The organism is Acidobacteriota bacterium, assembly GCA_016715115.1.
In the GTDB taxonomy this organism is placed as follows: Bacteria; Acidobacteriota; Blastocatellia; order Pyrinomonadales; family Pyrinomonadaceae; genus JAFDVJ01.
Genome location: JADKBM010000011.1, coordinates 1,324,394 through 1,339,853 on the forward strand (window position 1 = coordinate 1,324,394; position 15,460 = coordinate 1,339,853).

Sequence of the window (15,460 nt, forward strand, 5' to 3'; positions counted from 1 at the left end):
GTCCTCATCGCATTTTGCAGGACTCTGCGGCGTCGAGTTAGCACTTACGAACAATCGCTAACTTGATCGAGCGTGAAATAAACTCGATGGGTCGGTGAATATGACTCGAAACCCGCGCTTCCGATGATCTCCCACTCGTATTTGAATCCGATGTACAACTCCTGACTTTTCGCGATTGGCTCTGGAATCAGAAAGTATGTCGAACCGGCGGCTCTTAACCAGGTCAAGCTTGATCGATAGGGTGAGTCAATCGCACCATCTGAGTCCCCGCTAATCGGCAAGACGGACAAATACGACACCGTCCCTTCAGCAACCGCGCCGACCTTTGTGCCATTTGACAGCTTGAAGACCTCAAGCTTGTCAGCCGCTTTCTGACTCTCTACCATGACAGCCCAAACGAGGTTATTCGTCAACCGAAATCGCGGCTTCATCAACGACCCATCCGACTTGCCCCGATCGCGGCAAAGATAGATCGATGGCTTCGCCCGATCGATGATCACGTCATTCCTCGAGAGCCCCACTGTCGACTTTTGGTCCTGTGCCGCGGCGCAGCCGGCTAACATCAAGATAACTAAAGCAATAATGCAACGACTAATTCGCATATGGTGATTTCAACAAACACTAGAAAGACAACGGTCCGCCGTCATTGGTCCAGCGACCCGGACTTAGGCCGGGCAGATTCACGGACGGAAACGCACTTGGGACATATCTGTACCTGTACGGTCCCGACGGATCCTGCAGCATGTCCCGAATACCCTGATCTCTCAACTTTGCTCGATCAGCCTCTCCGCATTATGTATGCCCAGCAATATCGTGTATTCCTGCCTGCTCGCTTCCGATTCTCTCGACAACCTCTCTATCAGCTTTTCGAAATTCCCCAAGTAAATGAAATAGAAACCGTTGATCGCAATTAGCACGATAGATGTCGAAAGCGCGGTCGCGATTCGACAACCGAAAAAGTACTCGACCAACAAATCAAAGGCCATTGTTGAACATCTGGAACGTCGAAACTACGAGGATTGCCGTAAAACGAGGATTCTCCTTTTCCTCGAACAGGGATTTCTGCCACACGTATATTCGGTAAATTAAATACAATTTTTATTTTAGAGACGAGGGTTTGAAAAGCTCCGCCACTATAAAGTAAAAGACCCAGCCAATTATTGTGCTGACAATCAATGCGATTAGAACATCCGCAATTACCCCCCCCCAAAGAATTTCCCTGTTGTGTATCATACTTCCTGACTCATAAATCCTAAAAGGTTTTCCATATCCTTTATCACAATCAAAACAAATTCTTGAAGATTGCTTTACAACATCGCTAACATTAATGACTAAGAATAGAATTACGCCAAAGGTAAATCCTATCCAAAAGCTAATAGAGTCTATGACTTTTTTCACAATAAAAGCTCCCAATCAATTCATCAAAACGATGTGACAATTAATGACTTTTCCTATGCGGAAGCCCTAAACGGTCTCTCTGCCAATTTTCAACCTGAAGTGACCGCTGATCATTCTCCTTGTATAAATGCGACGCACTTTGATACCAAGATAATTTGTTATATCTTTCCCCAAAAATTATCCTTTATTGCTCCCCAAGCTTTGCGTTCTTTTTACTCTGGACAATCCCGAAGAAGAAAAGAAGATTATCAAAGCCCTCTTGGAAGGAATGATACTCAAACACGAAGCCAAACGATGGGCGAACGTCTGACCGCCGATAGTAATAAAAGCCAATAAAAAAGAGGCTCTCAAAGCGAAAGCCGCGTAAAAGCCAACAAACATCGGGTCAAGCCGCGATTGATAAAAAAGTCGAGGTTTCCTAACTCTGCCGCAATTACTAACTTAACTTAGTAATTTCTCTAGTTTTTCTAAAGCTATCTCAGCCCTATTTCTTAACTGTGGCTCATCCAAGTCTTCGGAATCCCGAATTGTAGAATCATAACAAAAAGCGTCAAGGTCGCTGAATAAGTCATTTAATACAGCAAACTCCTCTCCAGTCCATAATGTTTCATCCTGTTTGAACATCTCAAGATACCTCTGCTCGAAATCAAGAACACTTATTTTGTCTGATAAGTATTCATTGATTAAGGTTACATAGTCCTTGAGTTTTACCGAGTTTTCTTTTTCTCTTGCTTCCATCATAGACTACCTCCTGTCGTAACATTTTGCGCTTGTGCCGGGTTGAGTTTCCAGCCACTTACAAAGTTTCCGGCTCTGTCGGTTATCACATTAAGTCCTGTCTGCGGATTATAGTGATGAATTACCTGTTGCCCTCTGTAAGTCCCTTTAATAACCTGATTACCTGCGTTAGCTACGTGATTTTGAACAGCTTGTTGAAACTGTTGTGCGGTATTTGCATTATAGTTTCCCTGCACTCCAAAGTCCTTCGCGTGCTTGAATTTCTTTTGAAGTTGTTTTTGACCAAACTGCAAAACCTGCGACGGTCGCGCTGGCGCAACAGGTGTAGCTGCCATCGGTGCGGTCGTAATAGCTGGTAAGATGTTTGCCGCGGCCTGTTGTTCGGCAGTCAAATCCGTCAACCTGCCGTACGCAATTGCGTTTTGGAATTTGTTATACCAATACCAAATGGCCGATCGATTCATATTCGTAGCGTCTATCGGATACCAAGTCCCATCTGGGGCTTGTTGATAAAAATTGTTTTGAACAAGCCAGTCACGTCGGGCATCCTCCATTTTCTGAACATCTTCTTCTCCGCCCCATATACCCCAGTTAAACAGATTCTTGAACTTCTCCCAAAAACCCGGCTCATCTGCTTCGTTTCCAGTTGGGTCAATAAACTTTAGTGGACTATTTCTTACGTAAGTGAATAAGTTCCAGCTTTGCGGGGCATTTTCATCTTGATCCATTAATGGTGCATCCGCCCCCGTAAACCGTCCGATTCTTGATGAATATGTCCTTGCTTGAGCAAAATCTAGGTCCGTCTCGATGTCGCGTTCGTAGCCGGTGAATTGCTTGCGGATCCGGTCGCCGGCGTACTGCGCGTGAGTCCGCTCGGAGACTTCCTCGCCGTACGGGCGGTAGTCGTGTCTTGAGATGACGGCCCCGTTTTCGTTGGTGTTGATCCGCGGGCTGCCGAGGTGGTCATTGGTCAGATATGCCACTTGCGGGGTTTCGTTCAGGATTGTCGAGTATTCGGCCACCAAGCGTGAAGATGCGTCGTAGACGAAGACGGTTGTTTCCCACTGGCCGTTGATCCAGGCGATCTTCTTGACCCTGCGTCCGTCGCCGTCGTAAAAGTATTGGCCGAGCGTGCCGGTGACCGTGCCGTTGGCGTCGACGGTTTCGACTTTCGTCTGCTTGTTCTCGGCGTCGTAGGTGAATTTGCGGAACTGCGGATCGCGGATAGTGTTTCCCGCGGCGTCGAATTGGTAGCCGTCCGATGAACTGAGCCGGTTGTTCGACGCGTTTACATTCGGGTTGAACGCCTTTCGGTCCTCATCGCAGACCGTCAGGTTAGGCGGCGTCTGGTTGTCGAGGCAGTTCCTCGGAATCGTCGTCGTGTTCGCCTCGACGAAGTTGCGGTTGCCGAAACGGTCGAACGAGTAGTCTTGCCGCCAGCTCAGAGTCACCGTCGTCGACCCCGCCGGCGTAACCATCTCGGTCGCGTCATCGATCCCCAAGAAATTCGGGTTGGACGCCGTCGCTTGACAACGAACCGGAGGGATTCGAAAGTAGATCGATTATTCTCAAAAAGAACTATTTAATACTTACTCCCAAGTCCCCAATATAGAGCCTTTTGATGCGTTTTTCTAGCCCGCTTCTCAGAGGGAAGGGATCATCTCCTGCTTTGAGCGTTTGATCAATACCGTTTATATTGTCAACATACCCGAAGCCAATTGAAATTGGTAGAACACCCTCCGACTCGATCTTTTCTTTTGGAATTTCTATTTGTCCAAGTATTCTTTTCTTAGGTTTAATTTGAATATAGGTAAAGTCGAAATCTCCGTGGTTTGTTGGCAACGCACTTGGGGCTTCGACAATCATGTTTTCACCAAAAATCCTAATCCTATAGCTTTTGTCCTTGACTAAGTAAAAAGTTCTGCTTGATTTATTTTCAACTGAATAATCGACTGTAATGTTTTGCCCTAAATCAATTTCACTTTTCTGAGTCCAAATCGAAAACCTTAGTTTGTCAGTAGTTTCTGATGATGCCTTCAAGACGACGGCGTTGTTATATTGGGCTTTCACGACTAAAATTGAGACGCTTAAGAATACAAAAACACATATGATTCTTTGGAAATTCATACTCACCTCTACTTCTTCTTATTGATTGTTGAAATCAACGCTCCGCGTCGAGCGTGTTCCTGACAATGCGTCCCGACGGATAGGTCTCCTCGATTATAGCTCCCGGAAGGTTGTAGCTGTAAAGCGTCGGATTCGGCGGAGCGCCGTCGGTCAGCTGTTTGGAACTGAGGAGCCGGCCCGCCGCGTCGAACGCGAGATATCGCGTTTCCGACACCGAAGACGGGACCTTCATCAGCCTGCCCTTCGAAAAGCGCGGATCGATCCGGACGTGCCTGAGATCTTGAGCTTGCGGCTTCGGATTCCGCCAACGGAACCAAGTTTCCTGATTCCCTGTTTCCCGTCAACACCGAAGAGGTCTTTCGGCGGACGGCATTGAGCGCTCCGTGCATTTGAAAGTAGCGCAATAAAATGGCAGGACGCGCCTGATGGACGCGTCCCGCCGAAAATCCAAACCGTGTTGAACTACTTGCCCGTCATATATTTGAGCGCCATCGAGGCGATGTCGTCCATTGCCGAACCGTCGCCGTCGCTGTCGAGCATCCGTTCGATGAACGAACCTTGCGACGCCTGCTGGATCTGCTGCTGCTGGCCGGTCAAAAGATCGGAAATGCCGCCCGCGTCGAGATTGTTCTGCTGTTTCTGGCGACCGAGATAGCCCATCACGATCGGCGCGAGAAACATCAGGATCTGCGCGACCTGTCCCATATTCAGCCCGCTTTCGTTGCTGATCTTCTCCGTCACCTGACCTTGATTCCCGCCAAGAATATGACCGAGAATTCCGCCGGCGTCAGCCTGCCGCGGCGCCTGTCCGCCGCCGAAAATCAGGCTTCCGAGTCCGCCGAGATTGTCGAGGATACTGCCGTCGTGGTCGTTGGCGAGCGCGCCGTCGAGCGCCTGCGCGCCGTCCGGAGTCGCGGCATTTTTCGCCAGCCCGCTGATGATCGCCGGCAAAGCCATCTGAATCGCGGTGTTCACGAGACTCGGTTCGGCGTTGACCTGTTGGCCGATCTGATTGACGACCTCCGATCCCTGTTGTTGTCCTAATAGATCTTCGAGTGAAAACATTGGTAATTCTCCTTTGGTAAAGTTGTTTGGGGCTGTTTCGAGATAATAGCAAATATATTTTGATTTGTAATCGGATGAGACGTTATTGTAATTGCTGATGTTCGCAACCAATCTTCGCCATTTGCTTCTGCTCATCGCAACCCTCGGCCTGATCGCGGGTTGCGACCGGCCAACGCCCGAGACCGCACCTTTAAGGAACACAAGGACGCTGTTTTTCGAACCGTCGAAGATCGGCGAACCGTTCGGGGTCGCGTCCAATGGAACCGACATTCTTGTTTCAGACGGAGAGAACGGGCGGATCGTAAAACTCTCGAAATCAGGCGAATACTCGGTCGTCAACGACAAATTCGACACGCCGTCGCAGATCGCCGTATCCGAATCGGGCGAGATCTTCGTCGCCGATTCCGGAAGCCATACGATCAAAAAGATCTCGTCGACCGGCAATGTCGAGACCGTTGCGGGCGTTGAAGGTCGCCCCGGGTTTCAGGACGGGAACGCCGCCGAAGCGCTTTTTCGCGCCCCGGTCGGGATCGCGGTCTCGGGTTCGCGTGTCTACGTTGCGGACACATACAACGACCGCATCCGCATCGTCGAGAACGGACAGGTGCGGACACTCGCCGGTTCGACCCGCGGATTCGCCGATTCGGAAACGGCCGCGATTGCAAGATTCGACACACCGACCGGGATCGCCCTCGGCTTCGACGGTTCGGTGATCGTCGCCGACAGCGGCAACGGCCGTTTGCGAGCGGTTCGCGGCGACGGCGCGACCCAAACGCTCGCCGGCGGCGGAAAGGAATTCGGCGACGGGCCGCCGAACGCGGCCGGCCTTTATCAACCGACGGCGGTCACCGTCGACAGATCGGGCGTCATCTATTTCACCGACGGAAGCGCTATCCGAAAGATCGATCCGACCGGCCCGATTCGGGTGACGACCATCTCGAGCGAAAATCGCGGATTCGCCGACGGCGCGCTGGCTGAATCGAAGTTCAACCGCCCGAACGGGCTTGCCGTCGATGGCGCGGGCGATCTCGTGGTCGCCGACAGTGAGAACCAAACCGTCCGTATCATCTCGTCGAAGGAACCGGGACGCGTCGTGACCGCCGAGGAGATCGAGAGATCCCGCCCGGCGGCGGAACAGTTTCGCGCGCTTGCGCCGCCCCGCTGGCCGTACGATCCGCCGACAAAGACTCGAGAGATCGCCGGGACGCTTGGCGAGATCCGCGGCGAGAACGACGGCAGCGGGGACAACATTTGGTATCACAACGGCCTCGATATAGTCGGCGGCTATGGCGAAACCGCGCGATTCATCCGCGACGAAAAGGTCCTGCGCGCGTCGGCTGCCGAGAATTTCGGGACGCTGCGCGAATTGCTTCGTATGCCGACGCTCGGGTACATCCATATACGGCTCGGCCGCGATGCGTCCGGAACCGTTTACGACGACCCGCGTTTCGTATGGAACCGGGACGAAGCCGGAAAACTCGCCGGAGTCCGCGTGCCGCGCGGAGCCCGCTTCAAGTCAGGAGAGGCGATCGGCACGCTCAACGCGATGAATCACGTGCATCTGATCGCCGGCCGGAGCGGCGCCGAAATGAACGCGCTCGCGGCGCTCGAACTGCCCGGCGCGTCCGACAAGATCGCGCCCGTCATCGAAAAGATCGCGCTGACCGATGAAAATTTCCGCGAGTTTGAAACCGATCCGGCAAACGGCCGTATAAAGATCGTTGGAAAAACGCGAATTGTTGCCCGCGCTTATGACCGAATGGATGGAAACGCCGACCGCCGGCGTCTCGGAATCTATCGAATCGGTTACCAAATCTTAAAAGCAGACAAGACGCCGCTTGGCGATGTAAACTGGACGATCCGTTTCGACCGGCTTCCGGATCCCGATTCCGTTGCGACCGTTTTTGCAAACGGGAGCAAATCCGGGGCAACCGGCGAGACTGTTTTTCGGTACATCGCGACGAACGAGGTCTTTGGCGAGACTTCGCGAGAAAACTTCGTTGAGTCCGCGAAGCTCGAACCCGGGAACTACGTCGTCCGTGTCTATGCGGCGGACTTCTTTGGGAATACGGCGGTTTCGGATCTGGCGTTCGAAGCCGCTCGCTGAGCTTTTTTCGCCTGGGGCTGTCATCAGATTCGATCGGTGACGATAACGGCGATGATTTTGTCCTGGTCCATCGCTTTCCAAGTTCGTCGCAAGACGTTCTGAAAACATTCGAACTTTTTGGAGAAATCAATGATCAATAAAATCGCTTCGCTGTTGCTGATCGCAATCTTGAGCAGTTCAACAATTCTTGCGGAAACCAATGACCTGAAGGCAAAACCGGCCGCGATCCGCGTCGCCCCGCCGTCGCCGAGATTCTCGGATGCCGAAAGGCAAGCGGAACTCGCCGCCCGCCGCTCGCGCGTCATTGAAAAGATGGCTGACAATTCGCTGATGGTGCTTTTTAGCGCCGAAGCCAGGATCTACACCAACGATGTCGATTTTATGTATCGGCAAGAGAACAATCTCTATTATCTGACCGGTCTCAAGCAGACCGGCGCGACGCTCGTTCTGGCTAAATCGGGAGGCGCCGCATCCGAGTTTCTTTTCATCCCGAAACGCAACCCGCAGTTCGAGACCTGGAACGGAAGGATGTATTCAAACGAGGACGCGACGCGGATCTCGGGCCTCAAAACGATCGTCAACGCGGCCGAACAAAAGGCCTATCTTGCGGCGCTGAAAGACAAAACGTCGTTCACGTCGAAGGACGGCATCGGCGTTCCAACGACGTTCGACAAGCTTTATCTGCTGCTTCCCTTCGACGAGCGGGACAACGACGGAAAGCGCGAATTTCGCCAGGAAGCCGAATTTGCGCGATCGTTCGGCCCGAAAGCCGTCAACGCGCAGGATATTTTCGCCGAACTCCGGCTGATCAAATCGCCGTACGAGATCCGTCTTATGCAGCACGCGATCGACATCACCGCCGAAGCGCATATGCGTTCGATGGGAATCGTGAAACGCGCGAACTGGGAGTACGAGGTTCAGGCTGAGGTCGAATACACATTCCGACGGCGGAACGCCGACTATTGGGGCTATCCGTCGATCGTCGGATGCGGGCCGAACGCGACGACGCTGCATTACGTCGAATCGCAGGGCGCGATCGACCCAAACGCCCTCTTGCTGATGGACGTCGGCGCCGAATACGACCATTACACGGCGGACGTCACGCGCACTTTTCCGGTGAACGGCAAATTTTCGAAACCGCAGGCCGAGATTTATCAGGTGGTCTACGATGCGCAGGAAGCCGCCGCCGCCGAACTCAAGCCCGGCGCACTTTTCAGCGCCGCCGGCCAATCTGCGGCGAAGACGATCGAAGAAGGACTCGCGAAACTCGGGCTGATCGAAAAAGTCGGAGCGGTCATCCCGGGAACGCTGCAGAAGGTCCCGGATGGCAAGGGCGGAACGCGCGAGGTCGGAATACCGCAATACCGGATCTGGTATATGCACGGTTTGGGACACTGGCTCGGAATGAACGTTCACGACGTCGGCGACTATGAAACGCCGCTGAAGCCCGGAATGATCATGACCAACGAACCCGGAATCTACATTCGCGAGGACGCGCTCGACTACTTCGACCAGTCGAAACCTGGAATGAAGGAGTTCCTTGCAAAAATACGGCCCTCATTCGAACGATACAAGAGCGTCGGTGTCAGGATCGAAGACGATATGCTCATTACCGAAACCGGCGTCGAATGGATGACCCGCGCGCTGCCGCGAAAGATCTCCGACATTGAGGAATCGATGGCCAGAGCGGCCAAGGAGATGCGAAACGTCGCACTTGCGTCGTCGCCGCTCAACCCGACGCTCGCCTTTTACGGCAGCGAGTCGGGGCTTGTGGACTGGAATTCACGCCCGACCGGCCGAACGATCCGCATTGGCTGGAACGCACCGGCGCATGATCATTCGGACGATCACCGGACGGCTGAATAGGATTCTCATAAAATGTCTGCCCGCGGAATGTGCTTTGCTTTGGCGAATCCCCTGCACATTCCGCGGGCAGACCGGATTTGATTCGCAGACCACGGACAACTCGCGCGCGAATCGCGATGATGAAACACCATCTTGAATCGCTCGAAGGCGACCTCGTCCGGATCATCGAAGCCGAGAACGCGGCGTTTCTCGATCGCTACGGATATCTCGGCGAAGTCAACATTGAGTTCTCCTACCCGATCATGCACCGCAAGGACGAAAAGCAGCAGGCGCTGATCGCCAAGCAGCAGACCGGAAACCAACCCTGGGCATCGATCAACGAAGCCCGGGGTCCGGCGCGACACGAACAACACCTTCTACTCGCGCAACAGCAGCAACAGCCAAACCCAATCGGCGGTTATCGGAACCGACGACGACGTGCCCGTCCCGTCCGACTACGACGGCGACGGCCGCGCCGACTACGCGCTCTTCCGGCCCTCCGACACCAAGTGGTACATCCGCGAAAGCTCGACCGGGACGGTAACCCAAACCCAATGGGGCATCTCCGGAGACAAGCTTGTCCAGAACGACTACGACGGCGACGGCAAAACCGACCTCGCCGTCTGGCGCCCGTCCGAAGGCACCTGGTACATCCGCCAGTCGGCGACCAACGGCTCGCTTCGCCAGCAGCAGTTCGGAGTCTTGAATGACATCCCCGTCCCGGCCTTCTACAGGAGGTAGCGCCGGATTACAGGAGTCGTCATCACACATCGGACAAACACCCACGGAGTTGAAATGAGGTAAGGAATCATGAATCGCAGAAACATATTCGCCGCCATCATCATCGCGCTCTTTCTATTCGCGCAGGCTTTTCCACAGGACACGCCGATCAAGGCTCCCGACCGCGGATTCCAGCCCGGCCAGTCGTTCGCGCTCTCCGACATCGAAAGCATCAATCTGACCAACGGCAATCTGTTGCTGAATTTCCCGCTCGGAACGCTGCCGAAAGGCCGCGGTTCGGCCGGTGCCGGAATCGCCCTTTCCTACAATTCGAAGATCTGGGATATGAGGACCGAGAAGACCCTCGATTCAAGCAATCACCTGGTCGAGCAGGGATTCCTCAATTCGAGCGATGAAGGCGGCTGGCAATACGGAATCGATTATCGCCTTGAGATCGTCAACCGCCAGCTGGAGTCGGACAATGGTTACCAATGCACGACCTCGAGCCGCCAGCCCGATTACCGAAGCGTTTACCAATGGAAGGTAAAACTGTATTTTCCGGATGGAAGCAACCGCGAGTTCCGTCCGACAGGCTACTCGGACACGTTTCCGCTCTCCGGCGCGTCCCAGCCCGACGGTTTCTACAACGTGCATCCGGACGGCACGATCCGGAACGTGACGTTCACATCTCAGCAGGACCCGTACACCAACGAGGTTCGTTGGGGCTGCAATATCTCGACGGGCTATCACCCCGTGACGTCCATGACCTATCACAGCGCCGATGGTTCCTTCCTGAAACTTGTCTACCAGCGGACCGGCGAATGGACGCTCTTCTTTCCTGACGGGAGCCGTGTAGAGAACGACGCGAACGGACAGCGGATCATCGACCGCAACTCAAACTTCGTCGAAAAAGGAACGGTCACGCTTCCCGACGGAACGACCGCCGCCGGCTGGATCGACCAGTTCGGGCGCTACACCGTCAAACGAACCGACGCTTCGAAGCACGAGGACTATATCTACCGCAAGGGCGTCGGCGGCGAAGTCCTGAAATGGACCGTGAAATGGAAAGAGGTCTGGGTACGGAAAGAGTACCGCACGCTCGGGATGTCGTCGGGACGCGAACGCGGAGGGAGTTCAAACCAGATCGCGCTCGAGGTGTTCGACGCCGTCGAGAAGATAACGCTCCCCGAGCAGGTCGGGAGCCTCGAATACTCGTTCACCTATTACGGCAGCGACTCCGAACCACCTTCGGGAACATTTTCATCCGGATGGGGAGAGCTGAAGACCGTCACGCTCCCGAGCGGCGCGAACACTCTCTATACCTACAACATCCTGCTCGGAGAAAACAGTCTGCTTGAAGACGAGTACGACTCTCTCGGTGCCGTGTTCATCAATCCGAACCACGTGATCAAGCGGTCGGTGAAGACGAAGACGCTCAACTACACCGAAAAGCACGACGGCCAGTCCGAGAACCGTTCCGAAACCTGGAACTACCGGATCGGCAAGACGACGAGCGAAGTGACCGGCCCCGACGGGTCGGTCGAAACCCAGCTTCACGGGAACACGGAATACGACAACCCGTACAGCGGTCTCGTATTCAAACAGACCAAACCCGACGGCACGACGGTCGAAAAATTCTGGATGCACAATCTTCCGAACGCCGGACTGCCCGCGTCGCGCGCCCAGGAGCTGAGGTTCAACCAGTATGTCAGGGCCGAGATCGTCACCCTGCCCGACGCCGCCGGAAACCCGTATCTTTCGGCGATCAGGGAGTTCTCGTTCGACAAGAACGGCAACCCGACGCGCACCGCCGAATACGACTTCATTTCGCCGTCATTGATCGGGCGCGACGTGACGGGCCGCGTGACCGCGATTCCGACGGGGATGACGCCGCTCCGCGTCATCGAAACCGCATACCACAACCAGACCGAGGACGCGTCGGAGAACGCCGCGAACAATCCCGATTCATACTGGAACACCTCGTCGCCGAACGTGCGGAACGCGGCGCGCACGACCGCGCTCAAATCCGGCACGGGATCGGTCGCTTCTTTCTCAGATTTCTTCTACGACAACTTCGAGACGACCGCCAACGTCATCGAGACCCGGGCGTGGGACTCGCACAAGGGAGGAACCTATCAGGCGTTCACCGATCCGCTGACGGCCTCGAATTCGGTCTCGACGACCGTGCAATATGATGCGTTCGGCAATCCGGTGCTCACGACCGACGCCAACGGCAACCAGACCCAGATGATCTACGGCCCGGTCGCGGGCTTCAGCGGCCTTTATCCGACTGAAGTCAGATCCGCGTACGGAACCCCGGTCCAGCAAACCGTCCAAACCGAATACGATCCCAGCACCGGACTCGCGACACGCGTCACCGCGCTCGGCAACACCCCGGCCGAAAACGTCGTCGGCGAGACCGAATACGACCCGGTCGGACGCCCGCGGAAAGTGAAGTCCCCGGTCAACAATTCCCTCGAGATCTGGACGACGACGGAGTACAATGATACCGAGCGGCGCGTCATTACGCGGTCCGATCTCGAAACGAAGGGCGACGGACGCAAAATAGCCGTCGCGCATTATGACGAACTCGGAAGGATCAGGCTCGCCCGCGAGATCGAGAACTTCGGCACTGAAGATTCTTACGACGAAACCGACGGAATAAAGGTGCAGACGCGGTATATGGTCTCCGGCGGAAAAACCTGGAAGCTGATCTCGAATCCGTACCGCGGGGCGGCGGCCGGAGCGGCGACCGGCGAGGAATCGATGGGTTGGACGCTGTCCGGCGTCGGCAACACCGGCAGATTGTCCGAAACCGAGACGTTTGCCGGCTCCGCGCTCCCCGCGCCCTTCGGTTCGCAGAACACGGCATCGACCGGCATCGTCCGCACCGAGATCGTCTCGAATCTGACGCTCGTCACCGATCAGGCGGGAAACCGGAGAATGTCGAAGACGAACGCCCTCGGCCAGCTTTCAGACGTCTGGGAGATCAAGCCGCAGGACGCTGATACCGAGACCGTCACGTTCGGCAATGAGCAGCTGATCGCTCTCAGGACAAGCTATGTCTACGACACTGCATCTAACCTGACGGGCGTCGGGCAGGGCGTCCAGTCCAGGTCCTTCGCCTACAGTTCGCTGTCGCGCCTCGTAAGCGCGACGAATCCCGAATCGGGAACCATTCAATACAGGTACGACTCGCTTGGAAATCTGACCCGCAAGACCGACGCGCGGCAGGTCGTCACCGATTACGTTTACGATCCGCTGAACCGCGCCACGTCGCGGAGTTATTCGAACGAACCTTCGGGCCAGACGGCGACGCCGAACGTCGCCTATGTATACGACGACCCGGCGGTTCCCTTTTCGAAGGGCCGGCTAACAAAGGTCTCGTCCTCGGTGTCGGAAACGCAGTATCTCGCGTTCGATTCCGCGGGCCGGGTCTTGAGTTCCAAACAGTTGACCGACGGCGCGCCGCCGAACCCGATGCTCTACAGTTACAATCTCTCAGGCGCGCTGATCGAGCAGACCTATCCGTCGGGAAGGGTTGTCAGGAACACGCTTGATAATGACGGCGATCTGATCCAGGTCCAAAGCAGAAAAGCGAATGATACGCTTCGCAACTATGCCAACGGCTTCACCTACACGGCCGCCGGAGCGGTTTCGGCGATGAGGCTCGGGAACGGCAAATGGGAATCGACAGCGTTCAACTCGAGGCTTCAGCCGACAAGGATCGGCCTCGGCGGATCGGCATCGGACCAGAGCCTTCTCAAACTCGACTACACCTACGGCACTGTCGTGAACGGTCAGCTTGATACGACGAAAAACAACGGCAACATCCAGTCGCAGACGATCACGGTTCCGACCGTCGGAACATCGACCGGCTTCACGGCGGTTCAGACTTATTCGTACGACTCGCTGAACAGGATCGACGACGCGACCGAGATGGTCACGCCGGCAGGCTCGACCACGGCGACCCAAAGCTGGAAGCAGGATTACTCGTTCGACCGCTACGGCAACCGCAACTTTGTCGAGGCGAACACGACGACGATTCCGAGAAACTGCCAGGACAACCAGTCGCCGCCGAATCCCGCGATATGCGATGAGGACCGGAAGATTATGAACCCGAGCGTAAATGCATCGAACAACCGCCTCAGCGCCTCGGACGGCTACCAATTCGATGCTGCCGGAAATACGGTGCGTGATCCGCAAAACCGGAAGTTCACATACGACGCCGAAAACAAGCAGACGAAGGTCGAGTCGGTCAACTCATCCGGCACGGTCACCGGAACGCTCGGCGAATACTTCTATGACGGCGACGGACGCAGGGTCAAGAAGATCGCCTGGATCAACGGCCAGTGGGAAACAACCGTATTCGTCTATGACGCATCTTCCCGTTTGGTGGCCGAATACTCGACAATTCTTAGCCCGACCCCGCAAGTCGTGTATCTAACCACCGACCACCTGGGTACACCGCGGATAAACTTAAGCGAGAACGGCAATATCGTTGCAAGGCACGATTATCAGCCCTACGGTGAAGAAATCGCAGGACGAATTCATGACCAATACGCGGTTGATTTTGTGCGCCAAAGATACACGGGCAAGACTTTTGACGTTGAGTTGCAACTGACTGACTTCGGTTCGCGCAACCTAAGCTCAACGATCGGACGCTTTCTCGTCGCTGATTATGTTGAAAGTACTCCCGTTTCGATCGCCTACGGAGCAATTCCATTTGCCTTCCGTGTCAATCCTCAAACATTCAATCGTTACTCTTACGCGCTCAACAATCCGTTGCGCCTAGAGGACCCAGATGGTCACCTTCCCCGAGTGCCAGGTCACCAGCGCTATACTTATCGAGCTGACATCAACAACCTAAATGATTCGCCGAACATTCACATATTTTACAGAGGTAGAGAAGTGGGTAGGGTGGCGATCAAGGGAACTGCGGATAACCCACGACTCGAATGGAATTATTTCGGTGCGGGCGTTCCGCGCCAGGTTAGATTGGCAATCGAACGCTTGATTCAGAAGAAGGGTTGGGCGCCTAGGCCTCCGCTGCAACCAAGAGTCAGTGCCGGCATTGAGGTACCACAAGGAACGGTGCGACCAGCAGAGACTGCTGCGCCCGATTCCGCACGATCGGGTTCGAAGGGCAGGGGCGGTCGGGGTGGATCAAGCGGAACGACATTGAACGCCTTAGGAGGAGCGCTGATGGGGTTCAGCCTCTTTATGCAGCTGTACGAGGAGATGCAGGACGATAAGGAATTTGGGTATCACACAAACACTTTGGGTCAAATTGTAATCGTCGACTTGAACAAAGCGATTCGTTTTCTGCCCACAGACCAGATCTACGATTTCGGGGGGCATTTCTACATTATAAAGGGCGATAAGATGGTCGATCTGTCAGATCCTGGTTGTGTACTGGAGCAGACTGACAAAGGAATAAAGCGCATCTGTTATGCGTAA

Annotated in this window: 12 protein-coding genes; 5 read left to right on the forward strand and 7 right to left on the reverse strand. The window is 54.9% G+C overall.

The annotated features are described in order from the left end of the window. Window positions 1-44: 44 nt before the first annotated feature. Window positions 45-563 carry a hypothetical protein gene (locus IPN69_14455; protein MBK8811914.1) on the reverse strand — a complete coding sequence of 173 codons (519 nt, stop codon included), beginning with the start codon at window positions 561-563 and terminating at the stop codon, window positions 45-47. A 535-nt stretch (window positions 564-1,098) separates the two neighbouring features. Next, window positions 1,099-1,398, reverse strand: coding sequence for a hypothetical protein (locus IPN69_14460; protein ID MBK8811915.1), 300 nt, complete (start codon window positions 1,396-1,398; stop codon window positions 1,099-1,101). A gap of 33 nt (window positions 1,399-1,431) precedes the next feature. Here IPN69_14460 and IPN69_14465 point away from each other — a divergent pair, with 33 nt between their 5' ends. Continuing rightward, on the forward strand, window positions 1,432-1,734 hold the full coding sequence (locus tag IPN69_14465) for a hypothetical protein (GenBank protein MBK8811916.1): 303 nt from the start codon (window positions 1,432-1,434) through the stop codon (window positions 1,732-1,734). Window positions 1,735-1,839: 105 nt separating this feature from the next. Here IPN69_14465 and IPN69_14470 read toward each other — a convergent pair whose 3' ends face one another. The 5 genes from IPN69_14470 to IPN69_14490 all read right to left on the reverse strand — a co-directional run bounded on the left by IPN69_14470 (window position 1,840) and on the right by IPN69_14490 (window position 5,328). Further along, window positions 1,840-2,139 carry a hypothetical protein gene (locus tag IPN69_14470; GenBank protein MBK8811917.1) on the reverse strand — a complete coding sequence of 100 codons (300 nt, stop codon included), beginning with the start codon at window positions 2,137-2,139 and terminating at the stop codon, window positions 1,840-1,842. Further along, window positions 2,136-3,614, reverse strand: coding sequence for a hypothetical protein (locus IPN69_14475; GenBank protein ID MBK8811918.1), 1,479 nt, complete (start codon window positions 3,612-3,614; stop codon window positions 2,136-2,138). Before IPN69_14475 ends, IPN69_14470 begins: the two co-directional genes overlap by 4 nt. A gap of 100 nt (window positions 3,615-3,714) precedes the next feature. After that, a complete protein-coding gene (locus IPN69_14480; GenBank protein ID MBK8811919.1) occupies window positions 3,715-4,206 on the reverse strand; it encodes a hypothetical protein in 492 nt (163 codons plus the stop codon). A 91-nt stretch (window positions 4,207-4,297) separates the two neighbouring features. Next, entirely contained in the window at window positions 4,298-4,495 is a 198-nt protein-coding gene (locus tag IPN69_14485; protein ID MBK8811920.1) for a hypothetical protein, read from the reverse strand. A 230-nt stretch (window positions 4,496-4,725) separates the two neighbouring features. Beyond that, the gene (locus tag IPN69_14490) at window positions 4,726-5,328 is read right to left on the reverse strand and encodes a DUF937 domain-containing protein (protein ID MBK8811921.1); all 603 of its coding nucleotides are present in this window, start codon (window positions 5,326-5,328) and stop codon (window positions 4,726-4,728) included. A gap of 97 nt (window positions 5,329-5,425) precedes the next feature. Between IPN69_14490 and IPN69_14495 the strand changes: the two genes are divergently transcribed. From IPN69_14495 to IPN69_14510, 4 genes are all read left to right on the forward strand, one after another. Then, on the forward strand, window positions 5,426-7,435 hold the full coding sequence (locus IPN69_14495) for a hypothetical protein (GenBank protein ID MBK8811922.1): 2,010 nt from the start codon (window positions 5,426-5,428) through the stop codon (window positions 7,433-7,435). Window positions 7,436-7,564: 129 nt separating this feature from the next. Continuing rightward, entirely contained in the window at window positions 7,565-9,301 is a 1,737-nt protein-coding gene (locus tag IPN69_14500) for an aminopeptidase P family protein (protein ID MBK8811923.1), read from the forward strand. Window positions 9,302-9,718: 417 nt separating this feature from the next. Further along, window positions 9,719-10,021 carry a VCBS repeat-containing protein gene (locus IPN69_14505; protein MBK8811924.1) on the forward strand — a complete coding sequence of 101 codons (303 nt, stop codon included), beginning with the start codon at window positions 9,719-9,721 and terminating at the stop codon, window positions 10,019-10,021. A gap of 69 nt (window positions 10,022-10,090) precedes the next feature. Continuing rightward, window positions 10,091-15,460, forward strand: coding sequence for a hypothetical protein (locus tag IPN69_14510; GenBank protein MBK8811925.1), 5,370 nt, complete (start codon window positions 10,091-10,093; stop codon window positions 15,458-15,460).